22 protein-coding genes are annotated in these 22,452 nt (G+C 39.8%); 21 read left to right on the forward strand and 1 reads right to left on the reverse strand.

What is annotated here, in order from left to right:
• The 21 genes from PHO71_RS20865 to PHO71_RS20965 all read left to right on the forward strand — a co-directional run bounded on the left by PHO71_RS20865 (position 1) and on the right by PHO71_RS20965 (position 21,856).
• Positions 1 to 1,353, forward strand: coding sequence for a hypothetical protein (locus PHO71_RS20865; protein ID WP_109116132.1), 1,353 nt, complete (start codon positions 1 to 3; stop codon positions 1,351 to 1,353).
• Positions 1,346 to 2,035, forward strand: a complete 690-nt coding sequence (locus PHO71_RS20870) for a hypothetical protein (RefSeq protein ID WP_300207070.1) — start codon at positions 1,346 to 1,348, stop codon at positions 2,033 to 2,035. The genes PHO71_RS20865 and PHO71_RS20870 overlap by 8 nt, the downstream gene beginning before the upstream one ends.
• A complete protein-coding gene (locus PHO71_RS20875; RefSeq protein ID WP_300207073.1) occupies positions 2,035 to 2,982 on the forward strand; it encodes a DUF6712 family protein in 948 nt (315 codons plus the stop codon). Before PHO71_RS20870 ends, PHO71_RS20875 begins: the two co-directional genes overlap by 1 nt.
• Positions 2,983 to 3,082: 100 nt before the next feature.
• Positions 3,083 to 3,778, forward strand: coding sequence for a hypothetical protein (locus tag PHO71_RS20880; RefSeq protein ID WP_300207076.1), 696 nt, complete (start codon positions 3,083 to 3,085; stop codon positions 3,776 to 3,778).
• A gap of 3 nt (positions 3,779 to 3,781) precedes the next feature.
• Positions 3,782 to 4,207 (forward strand): lysozyme, encoded by a 426-nt coding sequence (locus PHO71_RS20885; protein ID WP_300207078.1) that lies wholly within the window; start codon positions 3,782 to 3,784, stop codon positions 4,205 to 4,207.
• Between the two features lie 2 nt (positions 4,208 to 4,209).
• A complete protein-coding gene (locus PHO71_RS20890) occupies positions 4,210 to 4,653 on the forward strand; it encodes a hypothetical protein (RefSeq protein ID WP_007209559.1) in 444 nt (147 codons plus the stop codon).
• Positions 4,650 to 5,057 carry a hypothetical protein gene (locus tag PHO71_RS20895; RefSeq protein ID WP_007209560.1) on the forward strand — a complete coding sequence of 136 codons (408 nt, stop codon included), beginning with the start codon at positions 4,650 to 4,652 and terminating at the stop codon, positions 5,055 to 5,057. Before PHO71_RS20890 ends, PHO71_RS20895 begins: the two co-directional genes overlap by 4 nt.
• A gap of 82 nt (positions 5,058 to 5,139) precedes the next feature.
• Positions 5,140 to 9,204, forward strand: a complete 4,065-nt coding sequence (locus tag PHO71_RS20900) for a hypothetical protein (protein WP_300207083.1) — start codon at positions 5,140 to 5,142, stop codon at positions 9,202 to 9,204.
• The gene (locus PHO71_RS20905) at positions 9,204 to 11,312 is read left to right on the forward strand and encodes a hypothetical protein (RefSeq protein WP_300207085.1); all 2,109 of its coding nucleotides are present in this window, start codon (positions 9,204 to 9,206) and stop codon (positions 11,310 to 11,312) included. Before PHO71_RS20900 ends, PHO71_RS20905 begins: the two co-directional genes overlap by 1 nt.
• 42 nt (positions 11,313 to 11,354) lie before the next feature.
• Complete coding sequence (locus PHO71_RS20910; RefSeq protein ID WP_300207088.1) at positions 11,355 to 11,570, forward strand: hypothetical protein; 216 nt, start codon at positions 11,355 to 11,357, stop codon at positions 11,568 to 11,570.
• The gene (locus tag PHO71_RS20915; protein WP_300207091.1) at positions 11,567 to 12,706 is read left to right on the forward strand and encodes a hypothetical protein; all 1,140 of its coding nucleotides are present in this window, start codon (positions 11,567 to 11,569) and stop codon (positions 12,704 to 12,706) included. Before PHO71_RS20910 ends, PHO71_RS20915 begins: the two co-directional genes overlap by 4 nt.
• A 7-nt stretch (positions 12,707 to 12,713) precedes the next feature.
• Positions 12,714 to 13,982 carry a hypothetical protein gene (locus PHO71_RS20920; protein ID WP_300207094.1) on the forward strand — a complete coding sequence of 423 codons (1,269 nt, stop codon included), beginning with the start codon at positions 12,714 to 12,716 and terminating at the stop codon, positions 13,980 to 13,982.
• 5 nt (positions 13,983 to 13,987) lie between these two features.
• On the forward strand, positions 13,988 to 15,118 hold the full coding sequence (locus PHO71_RS20925) for a hypothetical protein (RefSeq protein ID WP_300207096.1): 1,131 nt from the start codon (positions 13,988 to 13,990) through the stop codon (positions 15,116 to 15,118).
• On the forward strand, positions 15,115 to 15,321 hold the full coding sequence (locus PHO71_RS20930; RefSeq protein WP_300207098.1) for a hypothetical protein: 207 nt from the start codon (positions 15,115 to 15,117) through the stop codon (positions 15,319 to 15,321). Before PHO71_RS20925 ends, PHO71_RS20930 begins: the two co-directional genes overlap by 4 nt.
• Positions 15,311 to 16,327 (forward strand): hypothetical protein, encoded by a 1,017-nt coding sequence (locus PHO71_RS20935; protein WP_300207101.1) that lies wholly within the window; start codon positions 15,311 to 15,313, stop codon positions 16,325 to 16,327. Before PHO71_RS20930 ends, PHO71_RS20935 begins: the two co-directional genes overlap by 11 nt.
• Positions 16,328 to 16,337: 10 nt before the next feature.
• On the forward strand, positions 16,338 to 17,636 hold the full coding sequence (locus PHO71_RS20940) for a hypothetical protein (protein ID WP_300207104.1): 1,299 nt from the start codon (positions 16,338 to 16,340) through the stop codon (positions 17,634 to 17,636).
• A 3-nt stretch (positions 17,637 to 17,639) separates the two neighbouring features.
• On the forward strand, positions 17,640 to 18,953 hold the full coding sequence (locus PHO71_RS20945; RefSeq protein ID WP_300207106.1) for a hypothetical protein: 1,314 nt from the start codon (positions 17,640 to 17,642) through the stop codon (positions 18,951 to 18,953).
• A gap of 7 nt (positions 18,954 to 18,960) precedes the next feature.
• Positions 18,961 to 19,341, forward strand: a complete 381-nt coding sequence (locus PHO71_RS20950) for a hypothetical protein (RefSeq protein ID WP_300207109.1) — start codon at positions 18,961 to 18,963, stop codon at positions 19,339 to 19,341.
• Positions 19,319 to 20,674, forward strand: coding sequence for a hypothetical protein (locus tag PHO71_RS20955; RefSeq protein WP_300207111.1), 1,356 nt, complete (start codon positions 19,319 to 19,321; stop codon positions 20,672 to 20,674). Before PHO71_RS20950 ends, PHO71_RS20955 begins: the two co-directional genes overlap by 23 nt.
• Positions 20,675 to 20,898: 224 nt before the next feature.
• Positions 20,899 to 21,141 (forward strand): hypothetical protein, encoded by a 243-nt coding sequence (locus tag PHO71_RS20960; RefSeq protein ID WP_300207113.1) that lies wholly within the window; start codon positions 20,899 to 20,901, stop codon positions 21,139 to 21,141.
• 76 nt (positions 21,142 to 21,217) lie between these two features.
• Positions 21,218 to 21,856, forward strand: a complete 639-nt coding sequence (locus PHO71_RS20965) for a thymidylate synthase (protein ID WP_300207114.1) — start codon at positions 21,218 to 21,220, stop codon at positions 21,854 to 21,856.
• Between the two features lie 51 nt (positions 21,857 to 21,907).
• On the opposite strand, the gene PHO71_RS20970 is transcribed toward PHO71_RS20965, so the two are convergent.
• A partial coding sequence (locus tag PHO71_RS20970; protein ID WP_300207116.1) for a tyrosine-type recombinase/integrase occupies positions 21,908 to 22,452 on the reverse strand: 545 nt, incomplete at its 5' end.

The following is a 22,452-nucleotide window of genomic DNA, read 5'->3' on the forward strand; positions in this document are numbered from 1 at the left end:
ATGGAAATCAGAAGAACAGGCAATTTCGGATTTATAGATACAGGGGAAGGACAATTAATTTCCTTTGCCATGGGGAAGGGCTGGGCGCCTTCTTCTATTAATTTTAGTAGGCCGGATAGTTGGCAGACTAAGAAAATAAGAGTTAATGGAATTGATATCGTGCCGATGGGTGCTAATAACGACTTACCAGGAGACGTACAGCGTTTACTAGATAATTTCTATGGTGGGGAAGGTATCATGGGGAAAATACAGGGTCTACAATGGGGAGAAGGGCCGCGTTTTTTTGAAGATGCCATCGACGAAGGAAATAATAAGTTTTATCGGAAATGGATACTAGATGATAAGATCCAGGAAGATTTAGAGCGCTGGGATCATCGCGAGTTTATGTTACGATCCTTAGTTGATCTTATCCACATGCAAGGGTTTTGGACTAAGTTTATTAGAAACCGGGGGCCGCGTATTGGTGCGGCAGGTAAATTTCTAAAATTGGAACATATACCTTATAAAAAATGCCGTTTTGAGTATCCAGACGATAACCACGACTTCCCGCAAAATGTATATGTAGGTGATTGGCCGTTTCCGGATCCTACTAAATTGGCTAAATATCCGGTTTTTAATCCGGCGGATCCCTTTAGATATCCGGTATCAGTTGGATATTTCAATATCTATTCTTTTTGTAAGGACTTTATTAGTACGCCGCGTTTCCTCGGTGCTTTCCCTTGGCTAGAACTAGCAGGGACGATTGCCCCTCTATTAGCGGCTTATAATGCCAATTCGTCGGCCCTAAGCTTGCATATAGAGAGTCCGCAGGGATATTGGGATGCAGCGGAAGAACGAATAAAAGACATTTGCAAGCGTAAAGGTATTGCTTATTCCGCTAAAATGCTGGAAGACTTCAAAGATGAAGCAATGGAGAAATATGCAGCAGGTGTTACCGGACGCCAGAATGTCGGTAAATATATGCACACGACTAAATTTTGGAACGCGGAAGCCAATAATTTTGAGGGATGGACGATCACGCCTATCGATAAAAAGATAAAAGATTATATCGAGAGCCAGATAAAAATAGCTAATAAGGCGGACGCCGCGGCAACTTCTGGTTTCGGGCTGGATCCGGTTTTATCAAACCTTATCATGGAAAATAAGTTATCTAGCGGATCCGAGAAACTTTATTCTATAAAGGTTTATAATGCCAGCGAAACGGCCATACCCGATATGATACTTTGTAAACCACTGATGCACTACATACGTGCGAACTTTCCAGGAAGTAAGACGCAAATAGGACTTTATAGAAGTATTGTCAATGCAGAAGAGAACGTTTCACCAAGTAGCAGAGTAAAAGAAAATGCGTAAGCTTTTTGCGTCAGACATACTCAAAGAATCGGAATTACCTTTGCATATCGATTCAGGGCCGGAAGAAACTACGGAAGCAGCAGAACAGCCAGGTAAACATGTGCAATGTAAAAGGATGAAAGGTCGTCATTTTGATAAACGTGTAAAAAGCGAACTTGCATTAGAAAAGGAATTGCCCTGGCATTTTGAACCGGGATGCTCCTATCATTGTATCAGCTTTGGGGATGTGGATAGCTTAACTTATTTACGGGCCATAGTCAAACAGCAGAAGATCGAATATTGTCTGATTTCTACCTGGTGTATGGCTATCACTGATGCAAAGGAAATTGAAAATTGGATTGAGAAAGGATATATCGGGAGAATTGATTTTTATGTGGGTGAGATCTTCCAGGGAAGTTATTCTGGTGTTTATTCCTATTTAAAGGATGTAGCAAAAAGAAATAATGGTCGGATCTGCATATTCAAAAATCATAGTAAAGTAATGGCCGGTTTTGGGGAGCATTTCGATTTTGTTATCGAAAGTTCAGCAAATATCAATACAAATCCTAGATGTGAACAGGCTACAATAACGATCGATACCGGACTATCCTGTTTTTATAAGGACTTTTTCGATGAAGTTAATAGCTTTAACGAAGACTTTGAAGGATGGAGTAAGTATGAATTTAACCAGAATAAGAAGTGATGAGAACAATCTTTGATAAAAACAACAATGGTACGTCGGAACTCATTGAAGTGCTAGGGATGATTGATGCTGCAACTGATTTCTCTAAGTGGAAACCTTACATACCATTAAGTGTAAGACGTTTAACGGCTATCGTAGGGCCGGAAGTTTACGACAAAGTAGTAGAATTTTATCATTCTACGGAACCAGATCCAAAAACAGAAGAAAAATATAAAACTCTTCTTCTGAAGATGCAACAGTCCGTAGCTTTATTTACCTGGATCAAGATTATACCTACGCTGGACGCCCAACACGGGAACACTGGCCGGCAAAAGCGATTAGGTGAACATGAAAAGGGACTTACTGCAATACAGGAATATAAAGACGAAACAAACATCCTTAATCTGGCTTATGAATCGATAGACGCTTTGATCGCTTATTTAGATAAAGAGAACTTCGATTTCTGGTTGAAGTCAGAGAAGAAAAGAGCTATAAATCAGCTTTTAATAAGAAGTAAAGAAAAATTCGATATTTATTATATGATTGGAAGTCATCGTCTTTTCTTAACTCTTACGCCGATTATCCGGGAAATGCAGGATCGTTATATTATTCCAATCATCACGCGGAAACGGTACGAACAGTTACTTTCAGAGAATGAACTAGGAGAAGACTTTAACGATGCGGTGTGCAGACCTTTAGCACTTCTAACGATGCAAAAGGCAGTTGAACGTTTGCCTGTTGAAGTTCTTCCAGATGGGGTAGTTCAGGTACAACAGGCCGGAACTGTTAAAGAAAAGATTAAGGCCGAAGCCGAAGCCAGGAAAGCAGTATCTAAAAGCCTGGGGGATGATGCGGAAAAAGATCTTATAGCATTACAAGATTTTATCGCTACTATTGAAGCCGAACCGGATGAACCGGATTTATATTTACCTAAAGCAACTATACAATCTAAAGGTATAACGTTTTAGTATGCAGGAATTTACGTATAATAATAGAACAAGGAAAATCCCGGAAGATCTGGAAGAACTTTCGCCGGAACAATATTATCGATATTTAGAACTTGTGATAATGATGAATACCGGTAATATTTCACCTTTTGAAATGAAATGCAAGCTTATTTCTTTACTCTTAAATATGAAGTATAACTTTGTAATATGCAGGGAATCAGTTGTTAGAGAAATAAATGCCCAGCTGGGCAAAATGGATTGTTTTTTTGACATAAAAGAGGAAGGGGATAATGTAATTTATGATCCACATATTAAGACGGGCCGTAATTTGCTACCATTATATAAAGGCTGGATAGGGCCAGAAGATATGCTTAATGATATTACATACGGGCAATTTGTACAATGCCTAAATCTGGTTAGGGCAATGGGAGTAACCAGAAGGGATAAGGATAACGGGCAAGCAGATTATTTAATGTCTGAATTTGGTAGGATACTTTATAAGAACGAAGATTCCAAAGCCGGGGAAATACCGCCGCTAGTATGCTTTCACTCTTATATTTTCTTTTGTGCAGTATGGGAGTTGATTTGCACCGTTCCTATCCCAATAAATGGCGAGGAAATCAATTTTTCTATTTTATTTCAGGAACAAGGGGAAAAAAGGATTGATGATAAAACGGGATGGATAGGGATCTCTTTTGAAATCGCGTCTTCTGGCGTTTTTGGCAATGTAAAACAGATTAATGAAACCCCCTTTTGGGACATCTTACTATATCTATATAAATGTCGTTTTGAATCTTTACACAATAAAAAACAGTAGATTATGAAAACAAGTGATGCAGCAAAACAGGCCATAGGAACTTTTGAAGGCTTGGAGTTGAAAGCATATCGGTGTCCTAGTGGAGTCCTAACAATTGGGTACGGTCATACTAAAGGGGTGTATGAAGGTATGCAGATAAACAAAGAACAGGCGTTAATCTTGCTTGCTTCGGATTTGGCGGATGTTGAAAGGAATCTTAATACTCGTTTCCCTTCAATTAGTCAGAACAAATTTGATGCGATGATAAGTCTTTCATTTAATATCGGGATCCAAGCATTTAATACATCCACTTTGTATCGTAAAGCAAAAGTAAACCTAAACGATCCGAGTATTCGTGTAGAGTTTATGAAATGGGTACACAGCAAAGGGAAGGTACTTCCTGGGCTGGTAGAGCGTAGAACATGGGAAGCAAACCTTTATTTTTCTTAGCCATGGTAGATTTACAAGAGTATGAAAATTATTGGAACGGGATTCGGAATCGGATCCCGGAAATAAAAAAAGTAATTCCGGCTACTTTTGAACCGGATATGGGGAATGTAGTACAGGGACTTAAGCCGGAAGAACTTCCAGTACTGTTTTTCATTATTCCTAATGCACAAGGGAAAAGTAAAGACATCGATAATATATCGGAAGCGAATCTTTGTGTTATTCTGATAATGGATAAGACGGATCCGCAAAGGAAGAAAGCTTATCAGGTGCAAAAGGAAACACAACCTATCGCAGAAAAGATAAAAAAACGTATCCTGGAAGATAAAGCCATAGGGTGCCATCTATTTAAAAATCTGGATTTATCCAGTTTATCGACAATTCCAGAAGCTAGTTTTTATTCGATTTTTGCAGGGTGGAGCATAGCTTTTCAATTTGATACGGAATGAATGAGGAAGATCTAATTAAACAGGAATTTATACGGGAAAATATCGAGAGAGACTTCCGGGCTATTTTTGAAGCACAACGTTTGATCGCTTTAGAAAGGATATATAGTCGTGCCAGCTATTCCCAAACAGGGCAAAACCTATCACAAAGAAGATCTGGCGAATTATTGAGGGCTTTACAGAATCCACGTTATAGTATGGAGCTTTCCGGCACTGGTGTTATTGCAACTTCTAATATTCCGCTTTATATTCGTTTCCTGGATATGAAAGAACACGGGAACTATGCCATCTATAACCGGCAAATATGGGGTATCCTTTATAACAACACTCTTATGAATATACGTGACGGGTACGGGAAAGAAGTACGCGACCGTATTTTTGCCCAACTACAAGGGGCTTTCCCATAGTATTTTAAAGGCCAAATGGCCTTTTTTTGTGTCCTTTATCTTCGTAATTTGGCTGTTTACCTTTGCTTTAAAATATAAGATCATGGGAAAATTACAACCGGATTATATCACCTGGACGCTATCGCTTAACGCTGGGGGCTTACAAAAGGAAATCCTAAGAATAAAGAATAATAGTAAGGATCTTAAGGATGAAAATAAACTCCTTAAAGAGTCCATGAAGGAACTTACTTTACAAGGGAAATACCAAGGTAAGGAATACCAGCAGCTAGAAGCAAAACTTAAGGCGAATAATCGTGCTATCGGGGAAAACAACGAAAAAATAAAGCAGTGTGAAAGCCGCTTAAGCAATGTAAATAAGTCGTATGCACAATTATCGAAACAGGCGAAGAAATTGCAGTCTGATTTAGATAATACGGTGAAAGCACTGCAACCGGAAGAATATGCCCGGCTAGAAACTGAACTGGCGAAAACAAAAGCTGCAATGGAGCAGCTTAAGCCCAGAACGGAAGCCGTGAAAGAATCTTTCTTTAGCCTTAGTAAAATGAAAGCTACCGTAGTCGGTTTCTTCGTGGGAATAGGCGCTAGTATTAGTTCATTTTTTACTAACGCTATTTCAAATGCGAAAGAATGGGTGAAAGAAGGAACGAAACTGGCGGCTAATGCTGACGGGGTAAGACATGCTTTTGAGAAGTTGAACCGACCAGGGCTTTTGGATGATTTAAGGGAAGCGACGAAAAACACTGTTAATGATCTGGAATTAATGAAGGCGGCAGTACAGGCAAAGGATTTTCGGATCCCGCTTGAAGATCTGGGGAAATACTTGCAGTTCGCGCAAATGAAAGCACAACAGACCGGGCAATCGGTTGAATATATGACTAATTCGATTGTTACAGGTTTAGGCCGTAAGTCGCTTCTTATATTGGATAATCTGGGCTTATCAGCCGCCGAAATAAATGAAGAAATTGCGATAACGGGGGATCTGATGAAAGCAGTTGCAAATATTGTAGATCGGCAGTTATCCAAAGCCGGTGAAAACTATGTTTCAGCAGCCGATAAAGCCGCACAAAAAACGGCAGAACTGCAAAATCGACAAATGGAGATAGGGCGTCTTCTTCTTCCTCTAAAATCTGCATGGGGGAACTTATTTCATACGGTTAAGATCGGTTTTGCGGATGCGACAGTGTGGATACTAGAACACAAGGACAGTATTATAACGGTCGTGTCAGTAGTAACCGGGCTTATCGTTGTCTATAAATCCGTCACATTGCTTCAAAAAACTTGGAATGGGCTCTTAATGGTGGGCAAAGCTATTAATCTGGCTTATACCTCAATTATGGCTTTACAGGCTGGTAATACTCTTCGGAGTGCGGCGGCTATGAGACTGTATAATGCTTCGGTAACATCTAACAATGTAATAGTAAAGGCGTGTACTGCATCTACTTATTTGTTTGCCGCAGCAAAAGCCGTTCTCACTGGAAACATTGATAAGGCTCGGATAGCGATGCAGGCTTTTTATGCACTTACCAAAATAAGTCCATTAGCCATACTAATAACCGTAATTGCAGCTATTACGTACAAACTAACATCTTATAGAAGGGAATTAACAGCAACGGAGAAAGCAGAACGTAGTTTACTTAAGATCCGGGGAGAGGCGGCAGATTCCGTGGCTTCTGAACATCGAGAATTGAACACTCTTTTAGGAATTGCCCGAAACGAAAAGATTAGTAAGGAACAACGCATTGCAGCAATTAAGCAGCTAAATGAATTAAGCCCGGAGTATCTGGGTAACTTGACTTTGGAAACAATCAATACCAAAGAGGCTACAACGGCATGTAAGAGCTATGCGGATAACCTATTGTCTCTTGCCAGGATTCGATCTGCCAATTCCAGACTAGAGGAAATACAGAATGAAAAACGAAAATTGGAAGAAAAAAGAGATAATATGTTAGAAAATCGTTCATGGTATTGGGATGATCCTAAACGATTTATAGCTCAAGGGGTAAATATGTTATCTGAAACAATCAAGGGGTATTCTGATGCTTGGGCAGATAGTATTATTGACGATTATTTTAATAGAGAATTTAACCGAATACAGGAACTAACGGATGAAGAAAAAAAATTAACGGATGAGATTAAAACGTCACAGGAAGATATCATTAAGGTTAATGCTGAATCTACCCAAAAAGAAAAGGATCTAGTAGCAGCTAAGAAAGAGGAAATAGCGCAGGCCGAACGTGAGATCGCTTCAACACCGGAACTTTTGAAAGCGAAAAATAAAAAAATTGCGAAGCTAAAAGAAGAGCTTGAAGCCTTGCAGGATCTAGGAGTAAATAAGAAAAAGAAACCAGGTGATTTTAATTCTGAAATAGATAAGGCTTTGGCTGGTTTGGATAATAAACACAATCAGGAACTTTTAAAGATACAGGAAGCAAAAGAAAAGGAGCAACAGACGGAAGCACAATATAATAAAGCGGTACTGGCAGAGGATCAGCGCTATTATACGGAACGCTTGGAAGCACTTAAGAAACTGGATAAAACCACCGCAAAGACAAAATTAAAAACGTTGGCAGAAATCCAATCTAAAATAACGGAAAGCAATAAAAAACTCCTAGAAAACCAGAGAAAGCAGGATGAAAATGAAATTTCACTGTTAAAGGAACAAAGGGATAAAAAATTACTTGTACAAGAATCCGTCTACAAAAGTACTAAGACAAAAATAGAACTGGATTACGCTAATCAAAAGATTACGCAACAAACGCGTGATATGCTTTTGTTGGCCTTAGAAGAAACAAACACTAGGGAACGTCTTAATATACTTAAGAACTATCAAACCGAAGTAGGTAAAACAGAAATACAGACAGGGAATGTAAAGGTTACGGCTGTAAAAGAAGCTGGGCAGGCGGTTTTAGAAGCTGAACTGGCTAACGCCCAGAGCCGGGCAAAACAGCAAAAAGAAATAGAATCCTTACTTTCTTCTTTCAAAAAGGAATTTAGCCTAACGAATTTGCCGGATGAAACGGATCTGCAACTTAAAGTACTGGAAGCATCTTATCAGGCACGTTTACAGATAATACGGGATTCGCTGAAACAAGAGCTTATTACGAAAGAGCAGGCGGCAGCACAAGAAAAAGCCCTCAACGAAGCAAAGGGTACGGCGGAACTTAATATTGTAAAAGATGCAGAAAACCGTAAAAATGGGATTCTCGAAAAATACGGTCTGGCAGGATTCCAACAGCGTTATAATATGCAGATGGATGCCTTACGGCGTGAGAAACAACAAGGTTTAATCAGTGCCAAGGACTATGCAGCAGCCGAAAAGCAAATAAAGCTTACGGCATGGAAAGAAGCTTTCGATTATTTTTCTGGTTTATTCGGTGATGCGATAACCGCTTTACAAGATGCGGAGATCGCCAATATGGAGGCTAAATATGACGTAGAAATCGAAGCGGCGCAGGGAAATGCCGAAGAGGTTGAACGTTTGGAGAATGAAAAGGCCGAGAAAAAACTTGAAATTGAGAAAAAATACGCAGATGTACAATTTGCTGTAAAAGCTAGCCAAATCATAGCTAATACCGCTATGGCAATAATGACCGCTATGGCGCAATTAGGGCCGATAGCCGGGCCGATTGCAGCCGCATTAATGGGAGTGACTGGCGCCGCCCAGCTTGCCGCCGCCAATTCGGAGCGCCAGAAGGTTAAGAATATGACTTTAAACAACAGTAGCAGTTCTTCTTCTACTAGTGCCGAAAGAGTCGTGAATCCGTCTTCGGGATATAGCGAAGGTGGATATACTGGAGATGGTGGCCGTTATGAAGTTGCCGGGGCGGTTCATCGTGGCGAATATGTCGTACCAATACCGGAGATGAAAAATAAGCGGGTATTTAATATGGTGAAGGTTATAGAAAGTATCCGGCGCCAACGGACGGTAGCAAATCCGTTACCGGGATATTCAGAAGGTGGGCACGTTCAAGATCAATCGGCAAATCAAGTCAATTGCCCGGAACTGATAAAAGCGGCTGAACGGCTTGAAAAAGCTTCGGAAAATTTGGGTAAACCAGCGAGAAATTATGTACTCTTATCCGATATAAATGATGCAGAGGAAATTAAATATAAGTCAGAAAAACCATTTACAAGGGGGGATAACTAATGGCATTAACTATTAAGACGCAAAAGGGAATATATGATGTTCCAGGTGATTTCCAGATGGAAGTCGAAATTAATTCTCCTATTTACACGGATAAAGGAAGCCAAACGTTAGCATCCACATTGCCAGGGACTAAACGTAATCTTTACCTGGTTGATTACATACACCGGGAAGATATAGTAAATGCGCCGGGGAAAGACGTAATGGCTATTATTGCCGATGGCATTTATCGAAGAACGGGGAAGCAAAATATAACGTCAGCCAGTAGGGAAAGCGGCGTAGTAGCTAATTTTGGTTTTGATGAAAGTTTGATGTATGAAGCTTGGAATAATGTTTCATTGAAGAAATTACCCGGACTACCAATATATAAGCCAGAAGGAGGAATAACCGTATTAATGAATCACTTAAGCGATGTCATGCGCTATTATGTGACAGCAGATTATTATGTTTTCCCGATACAGGTGAAGGCTGAATCTTTGAATGATGTTGTTTATCCTGAATTTATTAATCCCATAGAGAAAGTTAATCGCGATGTCTATGATTTAAAGAAAAATGCCCGTACTGAAAAAATAGTGCTTTCTGGATCATTGGTAGATGTAAAATTACCCGCTGGTTATGGGATATCTCCTTTTATAAAAGTATCTAGTATATTGGAACTGATCTTTTCGGCCTATGGTTTCAAACTGATAGAGAATCCCTTTTCCACTCATTATCAACTTAAGAAAATGGTAGTACTTAATAACGTGGCGGATGCAATTGTTCATGGGCAGATAGAATATAAAAATATGATGCCGGATTGTTCCGTAAATGATTTTTTAGACGCTTTATTTTGCAGGACTGGCGCTAAAGTTTTTGTAGATGGTAATACCAAAACGGCCAAAGTTATACTAATAAAGGATGCTATTACGGCGTCATCTTTCGCAGATTGGACGTTGTTTAAATCATCGGATCTAGTTCCTAGTTATGGGACGGCTAAACAGTTGAAACTATCCGCTGGGACTTCATTTGAAGGTGCAAACGTTGAATGTGATTCTTTTGAAGACTTTATCGATCAATACAATGGTATTGTTACAGAAGTTGAAAATACAGTACCTGGATATCTTCCAGATAATGTGTATGTCTGTTATCAAGCTTCTACTGGTAGATTTTACAAGCGTAATGTAGTAACTAAATCTATATCAATGATATCTAGCGACTTTTTCCCGTGGGATAAAAAAACGGTAAATATAGACTATGAAGAAATCACAGGACCGGATGAGTGTTTGCCGATGTCTTTCACTAATGGTTTGTTGGTTCCTCAATATCTTACAGGGACAGTTAATCTAAATACGACACTTAGAGGGGGGAAAGTTGAAGAACAAAAAGAGAATACACCTTTATGTTTATGTTTTGCAATGGGACTAGCAACCAATGAAAAAAATGAATCTTCTGGATATTATTTTGGAAGTTCTTTTTGTAGAGATCCGGCAGGGAATTACTTCCGTGATAGCAACGGAAATAAATATAATTATTCGTTGGTATTTCGTGGAGAAGATGGAGCATTCAATCGCTTTTTTAAACGATGGGACGCTGTTTTAAGACATTCTAATCATGTGCTTTCTGGTAAATTTAATCTGGATCGCATCAATTTGACTAAGATAGACACAGGACGTCCTCTTTCTATATCCGGTCAAAACGTAATGATTGAAAGCGTGAAACACACGATGCCTTATCGTATTAATAAACCTGCGACTGTTAAGTTACGAACTATAAAGCTTTTAAAACCTTATGATTTAGAAAAAGAACAAGAACTGGTACAAATGAAATCGCAAACTACTAAATGGACAGTCGTTTATTATGATGATCGTGCTGCGAATGATTATTTGCAGTCAATTTTAAGTAGACCGGATGAAGAATGGTATGAATATCAGGTCGTTCAATATATAACAAAACCAGTTGAGAGTGAATTTGATTCTTATCTTCCTCCAACTCCACTAGAGGTAGAAGAAGGGAAAGAAATATTAAATTGGTATAGGGTAGAAATTAAATATCAGGTTCATACAAACCAAGATTCTTATTTTGGAAATGCGACTTTAGATTATGAAGCAGGTATTAGAGCTTCTAATTTATAATCTGTCCTTTGATGCCCCATTGAATATTTGCTGTTTTGCATTATGGAAAATAAAACGATATTATCTGCACCAGAAATAACAAATGTTTCTGATGCTTTTTTGAAATTTAGATCATTGCCTGGAAATGGAAATAAGACGAATAATGAATTTTATTCCCTTCTTACAAAGCCTAGTATTGAAAGGAATAGATTTTTATCCGTATGTAAATTATATCCAGTAATAAACGAAAATATAGTAAGACAACAATTTAAATTATGAGTTTAAGTGCAAATATATCTCCTCGTACATTGGCCCTATCAGGAAATCCGATCCGACTTGATATTACGTCTTCTTCCCCGGTTACTTATATAATCCGGGACGGGGAAGAAACGGTATTTGAAGGATCCGGGGAAGAAGGTAATTTTTATGTGTTTATTGACGAGATCTTATCGGTCATCCTCGCTCCAATTCGCTATTCAGGACAGGAAACAGACATTATTTTGAATACCTCTGGCAATCTAAAGGAATATACCATAAACGTGACTAATACAGAAGGGGAAAATAAAATATTGCAGCACAAAGTAATATTAGGGGGAATTAGTAAAAGGGCCATGCGACATTTAAATCAAGAGGGGAGTAATATTTTTACTTTTAAGCTACTTAATGCAGCTGGTAATTTTTTTATGTCTACCAGATCGGAAACACGTATTCTAACGATCCGAGAGACTGAAATACGCCCTTTATTGTTTATTGCCCCCAAAACAACTTTTACAGTTACCGTATCGGGCGGGATAAGCAAAGAAATAACCGGATTAATAGTGGGTAAATGTTATGCGCTTAATTTAGATGCCATACGGAGATACTTTTTTGATAGTGAAAATATACTGGCTAGCCAATTTATTGTAAGCACGGATGAAGGTACGGCAGTTACTATCGTAGTTATTCCAGCAGATGTGGCGAAAGAAAGATACTATCTGGAATTTCTTAATTCTTACGGTGCCTATGAATGTATAGATGTTACTGGAAAACCAACTTTAGACCAGGATAGTGGGGAAGAAGAAACTTACGGGAAATATGATGAATTAGTAAATGATTACATTGAATCTCGTGAACGTGTGCGAACCGTAGATACTATCCATGTACAAACCGGATTTAAAACAGAAAATGAATTAAAGTTTCTTCTTGATATGCTTTCCAGTGACGATATTTATTTGCTAGGATATGAAGATCGGGAAATCAAAGTCAATGCTTCAGCCGACAGTTTGGCAGTAGCTAAGAATATGGATAAGCCACAAAGTTTACCTATCACATTGAGATTTACAGATTCAGAGAGGCGTTTTACTCAAGCATTACGAGGAGATGATTTCGACAATCCAAAAATCCATTCGAAAGAATTTAGTCAAGAATTTAATTGAAAGAACGATGGCTGATGAAATGCAAAGTGTTATAGACGCTCTAATTGATCACATAGATAAAGCAATTAAAAAAGGGAGTGTGACTAATCAGCAAGTCGCTGGAGTACTCAATTTCCTTAACGAGAAATTAAAAAGTGCAGATAGCAGATATATTCGGAATGACATCCCTAATTCGGCAAAAGCAGTGATTACCTTCTTAGAAGAAATAATTTCCGAAGGCCTTATCGAAGCCAATGGCGGTGTTCAATTTGGCAATCAATTCATTTCAGGTCTTCTTGGAACTGGAGGTTTTATAGATAAATTTGGATATGGAGAACTTCGCGGTCTTAAAGTATGGGGAACTATCGAAGCTCCTGAGTTTAGATACAACCGAGTAACCATCAACCTTGGCCATCAATGGCAAACCAATGGCGGCGGCATCATAAAAGAAGTCACCATGCTCGACGACCAATCCGGCATTATCACCTTAGACCTAGACCCCGGCAAATACGGAGCAGTTGATTACGATGACCTCTGCATAGGCATTTGGCACAATGAGACCCCTTCTCTTAACGACACAGTAACCACCGACGACGGCAAAGGGAATTATACTTTTGCCGGCTACGGAACCAGCTATTTCCGCATCACCGAAATACTGGATACCGTACACAATTCACAATTTAGCTTTACCCTGCGTCCGATCTCTGAAAAACACAAGAGACAAACGATTCCCCAAGTCGGCATGCACTTTGCCCAATTCGGCAATCCCACCAACAAAGACCGGCAGAGCAGCGTATACAGCACCACTACCTACGTGCGTGCCCTGGTAGGCGTAACAACCTGGGAGCATTCCTTTGCCAATATCTCCGCACAGCTATACGATTGTAGCAACCTATCCGTATTCGGTAGAGACGACCTCAAAGACAGATCAATGTATCTTCGGGATATCTACATGACAGGCACGATTGAACAGTTCGAAAACAAGCCCCTGACGATGGACATAGACTTCTCATTAGGTGCTTTCATGGCCCCCGGTGAAACCGGCATTATAACCGTTAAAGTGTTAGATGGATACGGACAAGATGTTACAAATACGATGACCACCTGGGAATGGACCAGGGAGAGCGGTGACGCCATGAGCGACTTAGCCTGGTCTATCACCCACAAAAACGATAAAAACGTCTTAGCGATCACCTATTCCGACCTGGGACCCAACTCAGATACGAACATAAGTACCATGTTCACCGTAAAAGCAAGCGATGGAATTAAAAATGTACAGGGCGAATTAACGATATAATGATTATGGAAACAAAAAAACAAAGACTCAGAAAAGACTTTAAACCACTATCTACCTCCTGCTCGATAGTTTGTTTAACACCCAACAGTCCTGTCACCCAAACATACAACAGTGACATTGACGAATGGGAACCAGATCGAGAATTCGGTACCGGAACCATATTGCTTCCCAACTGTACCGTATCCGTCACCGACGGAACCTTTAGAAACGGCAACGTAAACGACCTGCTGACTAACATCATCTGGAGAGTGAACAATGTAGATATCACTACCCTCCCGGAGTGGACAGGCAAGTTTATCATTAACACCACCGACGGCAGCCCGAACAAAGGAGCCATCACAATTAAAAAGAATATACTCCCCTACGAGCGTCCCATACTCACTTTTGAAGGAGTGATGACAGACACCCGGTTAGGGATCAATATACCGTTCAGCTCCGAAGCAATTCTTGAGACACACGATAAAAGTGCAGACCAGTACTCCGTGAAAATAGAGATGGATAATCTAGCCTACAATCCATTCACCGATCCATACGCTCAAACCTATCCCATCACCATCTTTCAAGGGACAGATAAAGTAACCGACTATACAAGATACTCATTCAAGTTAAGCACCATCTCCGGTTTGAACACTCAAGACTACACAGATGATGACATATTCGTTCAAAAGAATCTATCAGGATTCTGCCTGATCCTAGACTTGCGCCTGACAGAAAAAAAAGATTTTCTTTTAGAAATCTTTAAAGACAACAAAAAAGTATCATTTACCCAGTTCTCTATAACTAGAATCAATCCGGTTGTCTCCTATCAATTTGCCAGTGGAGCGGATATGTCAGCAAACGCCAAACAGACATACAACCGTGCTATATTCTCATACATGGGCAACACACTGCTTAACCCTGAAAGAGTACTGGATGTATCCTGGTACACCGATACCGAAAAAAAGAAAAAAGTGTGGCACAACGAAGGGATATCCACCTTGCTCAATTACGAAAAAGCAGGAGTAGGCAACACCGAGTCAGACAGCTGGATGGATGTTTACCTGGAAATATCCAATAAAAAGGCTCATAAATACGCCACCTCCGTAGATGATAAGAACTATATAGACGAAAACGGAAACAAATACATATTCACATGAGATACGCAATAATCAAAGACCCTGAGAAAATAGGAATGGACCCCGATCTATTTACAAAAACAGATCAAGGGATAATAGTCAATGAGAATGACATCTTCAACAGTAACATTCCGGGTGATACCGTAGAAGAAAAAGCCAAAAATGCCGGAACCGAACTCATATCGTTAGAAACTCTTAAAAATAAAACAAGAAATGGAAAATAATGTACAAGGAAGCATAACAGTCAGAAGGTTAAGAAATGGAGACTCCCTCTTTATCACCTTTGACACAAACGGGATAGACCTCTATCAAGGAATAGACCCTACTACCGGAGCAGTAACACCCGACTGGACCATTGCCGGGAATCAACCGATAAGAACCCCGCGAGTGACAAGCGCAAGAGGTAATGCGGTGAGCATCACAGAGCATGAATGGTACAAGTCTGGAGCGAAAATACTGTTTACCGTAAATAAGGGCGGAAACATCATGGAAGACGCTACAGGCACCTTTAGCCTGAATACGGCTACAGGAGCTTTGCGGATATTGAAGAACATCGCTTCCAAAACAGTAGTAGGGTCAGTCAATCTGAAATGGTCCGGTAAAGTATATACCGGTGGCACGGAGCAAACACTTAACAAGGACACCGATATTAAAATTGGTCTAATGGGTGCATCCTCCGCCTTCGGAACCTTAATCTCTTCGACAGAACAACTGTCAGCCGATGTCCCGACGACCGAGATTGCATCAAACTTATACCTGGGACCCACGTCAGCAGTGAACTATTACGCTCGCTGGTGGAGAGATGATCAACCGTGGACAGCCAAAGACGGTCAAAAGAAAATAACCGTGACAAGAGACGACGTGTCAGGTGCTCAACTCTTTATCTGCAAGTTTTATAACACACAGTCAGACACGACACCTATTGCAGTTGCAGGCAAACGTATCATAGACATCGCTGATGAATACCAAGTACCCCTACGTATCACATCCGCCAACAAAGAGGTAGACACCGGCAAACCCGTCACCGTTCAGGCTTACATCTATAACAGCACCACCGGGGTAGAAGTAAATCCGTCCGGGCAAGTGTGGAAACTCACTGCCTACGTAAATGGCGGTGATTTCACCCCCGTGAAAACGTCTAACACAAGCAGTATTCAGATAACCACTGCCGAGACAGACAGAGACGGTAACCAATATGACATAGACATTATCGGTGAAGTAACATTTTAAAAAAAAGGATATGGCAACAGAAAGATTAGGAGCAGCCGGTAAAGTAACCAATATGCTGATGACAGACAGCGTACTGGTTGAAATAGGCGGTAATATAAGACGTATAGAGCTGAGCAACCTACGTGACGTAATCAATGAAGGGGGTGAAAATCTTCTCCGTCAAATAGCGTGGGGTATTGAGATTCGAGACTATCAGAGTGCGACTGACTGGAGCGCAAGCAAGATAGGCAACTGGCTGATGTGGCAGGAGTATGAAAGTATGTGCGGGCGGTATATGCTTGCAAAAAATGGTAAAATAGCCAAATTGAATCCTGCCGATTCTATGATATTTACGGATGGTACTTCTGTAACAGGTTCTTCTGCAAAAGGACATGATTTCATGTATTATCAACCGGAATACTATTATCTCGTAAAAACGGAACCTTTGACCGGGAAAAAGTACCTATGGCAGAGTATGTATCCGATCGGTGGTAAAAAGATGGATGCTATGTGTATTGGTGCTTTCAAGGGAATTGTGGATAATAGAGCATTGCGTTCGCTTATTAGCGTTGTCCCTACTACTAATAAGACAATCGTTGAATTTTGGAATGCAGCACAAGTAAATGGTCCTGATTTCGGAATAACAAATTACGAACATAGGGTTGCTATGGTAATTAAGGCGTTGATGAAATTTGGAAGCACGTATACTCAAGGTGAGTTGGGATATGGGGTATGCGGAAGTGTGGTTGCTGATTTACTCACACAATCTAATGCTTTAAAAACAGGGCATACTACTGGCCTTGGTGATTCGTATAGTTCATATAATATTACCCTAACAGGTGGTACTAACTGTTCTCGTGTATCTTTGGGGGGTATTGAAGACCCTTACGGATGGCAAGGAGAAATGATTCAAGGTGTGTATTGTGGAAATTCATATAATGCGGCTCAGAATGGTACGGAAATCTTCATATACAAGGGCAATAGATTACCTTCCGATGGTGAATTAAAAACTAAACCAAACGGTGAGTATAGGCAATTAACACGTTTGATAACAAGCGGGTGGATTCAAGAAATTATTGCAGGAGATAACTTCGATATTTTTTCGTCAAAAACTGGTGGAGGAAGTTCTTCATATTGGACTGACTATTATTGGGCTAACAGCGATGGGCAGCTTGTCTTTTGTGGCGGTAAAGCGAATGATGGTACGCTCGGCGGATTAGCGGCTGTGTACTTGTCTAACCCTTGGTCGTACTCACATACGGATCTCAATGCCCGCCTTGCCTACTACGGTCCCCTCCAATTCGTTTCAGGTAAAGAACTAATGGCGTAAGATATGGCACTGATAGACTTAGGACAAGAGACAAAAGCAACCGGTATGTCATTAAACAATAGCATACTGGTTGAGATAGGCGGCACTATAAAGCGTATAGAACTTAGCAACCTGCGTGACGTGATCAATGCCGGGGGTGAAAATATCCTCCGGCAAATAGCCTGGTGCATACCGATCAAACAAAGTATTCAAAGCAGCACCTACTACGGAGTAGAAGGTAACGTGTCTATGTGGAATGAATACAAGCAAATGAGCGGCAGATACCTGGTGACCAATTCCGGTAAAGCGGCGAAACTATCCCCTGTTGATTCGGGATACTTCTTTGACGGTACTCCGATAGACGAAAGTATGGGTCATGTGATGTTCATCTCGCCCAGATTATACTATCTGGTGAGAAATGACAATGTAACAGGCATCCCATACCTCTGGCTTAGTTTAGTTCCCATAGGCGGGGACTTTATTGGTGGTGCTAATAATGGCATGTACAACTGTATCGGAGCTTATAAAGGCTCTATGTCAGGGAATGCACTTGTTTCCCGTTCTGGGATAGCTCCGGCGGGAAGTAAGACTATCAGTGCGTTTTGGACTGCAGCACAAGTAAATGGTAAAGATTGGGGATTGACCGATTATGATCAGCGTAGGTTAATGGCGATGTTCGGGCTGTCAGAATATGGAGATACAGATATTCAGACTAAGCTAGGTTATGGTGTTTGTGGAAGCTCGTCATTAGATTTGTGGAATACTGTTGCAACATTACAGACCGGAGCAACAAAAAGCCTGGGTGACGACTGGGGAAAGATGGATATTTCAGTTGTGAATGGGAGCGTTACAGGCGTAAACTGTTCGCGTGTGAGCATGATGGGTATTGAAGACCCTTACGGATGGTATTGGGAAGATTTACAAGGCGTGTATTGCGGAAATTCAGCCAACAGCGCGCAAAACGGCACAGAAATCTTCATTTACAAGGGCAATAGATTACCTTCCGATGATGAATTAAAAACTAAACCAACTGGCGAATATCGACAAGAAACCCGTTTGACAACAACCGGATTTGTTAAAGAAATTATTGCAGGAGATAACTTCGATATTTTCGCATCAAAAATTGGTGGGGGAAATCGGTCATACTGGAGTGATGCCTATTATGCTAACGACGTTGGGCAGATGATCTTTTGGGGCGGTAGTGCGTATTCCGGTGTAAGTTGCGGTTTGGCGTATATGGACGCGTCTGTACCTTTGACGTATATATCTGCGAATGCCGGCTCTCGTCTCGCCTACTACGGCAACCTTCAATTTGTAGAATATAATAATTTAAACTAAAAATAATATGATAACAACAAGCGATAGCCTTCCGAAATTTAAAATAACAGAAGGCAACATTACAAGAATATTCTTTGATTTTAAAGAAATAGTAGTGAAAGACTTTGAGAATGGGAATGACAGAGTGGCTTACCAAGGAGAAAACGTAGACGTTATAGGCAATGCGGACTACGGATCAATCGCCAGTGCGATAGTTAAAGACAAATATCCTTCCGACGTCAAAGACGCGGTTCAGGCAAACTACGAACTGGCAAAAGAAGCCGATAGCCCGTTGTCCGAAGAGAAAAGGGCGGAATATCTCAAAGAATATGAAGACTATCAAGCCTGGAGAATCAAAGCTAAAGAAGTAGCAAAACGAGTTCTGAATGATGATAACAGTACAGAGTGATAGACTCACTATAAGAAGAAGGCCGCTGAACGGATTGCCCGGTGAAATTGGTCCTATCGCTTATCCAGAAGGAGAATACGATGCCGCCAAGACATACACCCGAACAGCCACTACCACCCCGATAGTTCTTAGAAAAGACAACTACTACTATCTGGGAGTAGTAGGGTCGGTCAAAGGGGCTGATCCGGCTACAGACAGCAGATGGGTGAAAATGAATAAATTGCTATATACCTTTATAGAAATACTATTTTCCAATTTCGCTAAACTAGGAAGTGCAGTGTTTTCAGGAGACTTCATGTTTAGCCAGCAAGGAGTCGATTATAACGGACTTGTAACCTCCGATTATCAATACTTTAACAATGAAAGTTTTGACACCAACATAGGAAACTGGTTGGTTGAAAAGCCAGTTTCTATAATTACCGAAGCATTAATTATAGGTAGAGAAAACGAGATAATGGTTAAATCGGGGACTGTCATTAACAAAGGAGAACATACTCTAGCAACCAGGGGAAATGGGACGTATGGCAATAAGCTAAGATTTTCATATACAGGTGATCCGGGAACCTGCCAGTTTAGGTACTACTATAAAACCAATGTATTTGTTCAAATCCTACCTGAAGGAATAGACGTTCCTCCTTGTGAAAATGGATACGTACCCAACATTAAGGTATTCAGCCCTTATGACTCAAATGTAAACGTGATCATTAAAAAAGAAGTGCTGTTTACACCTAATATCCAAATTAATTGGGCTACAGGAGAGATAAAAGGAAATCTAGGTACTTTTAAAAACACTGTTATTGAAAATAGCATTATTAGCAAATGCAAAATAACAGATGTTTTAATACAAGGAGCATCAAAAATAAGTAATCAGGGTTCTAGTAAAACATTATTATTTAATAACTTTATAGTATTTGATAATAATTCAAAAGAATATCCAGTATTAACCGTCCCAAACTCAGCATACGAAAATGGTTTTGATCTAACATTAAATGCACCTGTCGAATTTAAGATAATGAATATTTCCAATTCTGTAGTAAGTGTGCTGTTTAGTTCACAAAATAATATTAGTATATGCAAAGCTTTTAAAGATGTATCATTTTCAACTGTAGCAACTACATCTGATACCATAGATTTTAATATGCTTAGTATCCCGAACGGATGGCTTAGTAGTCTGATATTTATACCAACATCAAGAGCTGCTGATCTATATTTAGGAACATGGTATTTGCTTGACTCTAACAATTATCAATTATATTATCATCCAGATGTTGCTATTACTAATTATAAATATGAGATGGTGCCAATAGTGCCTAATGGGGCGATAACGAAATAGAAAGTGTGAGTTATTTACGAGTAAGTTGCTAGCTGATTAATAACTTTTAGGGGGATATATTTAAAAGAAGCCCCCGACCATGATATAGTATAGACGCCAATCTCATACATACATACAACGGTAACACCGCTGGTCGAGGGCTAAAAACCTTCTTCCGCAGTGTTACCGTTTTTTTTATATGTTTATTGAGATTGGCATTGCAAAGATATATATAATTTGGTTTTATGACAGTATTTGAGGTGCTTTCTTTTAATAAAGAGCTTATAAGACGCTTAGATCTATTGGGGTTGAAGCTGAACGATTATAAATATATTAACTTGTATAGTGAATATGAGGATATGTATAAGGATGGCGAAAAAATGACTTATATAGTATCTGTACTATCAGTAAAATATGGTATAAGCGAACGTAAGGTTTATATGATAATAAAATTGTTTAAGAGTGACTGCAAAATGCTTGCAGTATAAAGAGTTCCTTATATGGTGATGGACTAAGTCGTCTGGGTTACTTTTGTGTCATTATTAAATACAAAAGTAGGAGACTATGAACAAATACTACATGATCCTGGATAAGATTCTTGCACTAGGGAAGATTCAGGGCAACAAAAAAGGGAATATCAAGTATCTTTTAAATGAACAGCTAGTATTAACACCGGCAGATCTGCTGGATATTTTTGAAGGGCATAGTATTGCCAGAAAGAAACTGAAAAATGAACTACAACTATTTATGCAAGGTGAGCGATGCGTTGAGAAGTATAGAGAAGCTGGGATTAACTGGTGGGATTATTGCGGTGCTATCCTTGTAAACAGTTACCCGTCATACTTTGAAAAACTCCCACCACTGCTCGCCAAAATCAACCGGGAGAAACGAAACAGTAAGAATTATGTGTTACATCTTGGGGCTACCGGTGTTGAAAGCAATCAGGCACCATGCCTAAGCCTTGTACAGTTTCAGATAGATGAAAGTGAACTCGTGATTTCTGCCTATCAGCGTAGTTCTGATGCTAACCTAGGCTTGCCGGCGGATATTTATCATTTATACCTAATGTCGCGCCAGATAGAGTTACCATTAAAGTCTATTACCCTCAATCTGGGCAATGTACATATTTACGAGAATAATATAGAAAAAACTCGTAGTTTAATTAGTGGGAAAGAAACCGTAAAGTTTGATTTGAATGTTTGAAAATAGCGGGTAGGCCACATGAGAAATATCTTTGTGGCCCGCCTTGCTAAACTAAAATTTCCCTTCATAATTTAATAGTAATTCGTTTGCATTTTGGATATCTTGTGGTGTATACTTGTTTGTCATTAATATAGAACTGTGTCGGGCTTGATCCCTTACTGTTAAGGTGTCACAATTTCTAAGCATTGCAGTTATACCGGAATCCTTTAAAGAATAAAACTTGTAAGTCTTTGGGAATTTTAATACTTTCCTTACTTTTCTATCCCAGAAATCCCGGAAGGCTTTTTCGCTTCTTCTCTCTTCGCCAGGGCAAAAATTCTCACTAAATAAATAATAGTGGTTTGGTGAATTGAATACGCCTAAGTCTATCATTAAATGAATCACTTTTGCGGGTAAAGTTACAACAGCACTTCTTTTATTTTTTGCTATGGCACCAGAAATATAAATAGTCTGTTTTGCCAGGTTGAAGTCGGACAATTTTAACCAGGACATTTCTTTAGGCCGGATTAAAGCGTAGTGTAATATGTAACTGGCTAATAGGAAATGTTTGTTTTCCTTTTCCAGATATTCGCGCAAACGTATCATATCTTTATCTG

Source organism: Bacteroides sp. (assembly GCF_028690125.1).
GTDB lineage: Bacteria > Bacteroidota > Bacteroidia > Bacteroidales > Bacteroidaceae > Bacteroides.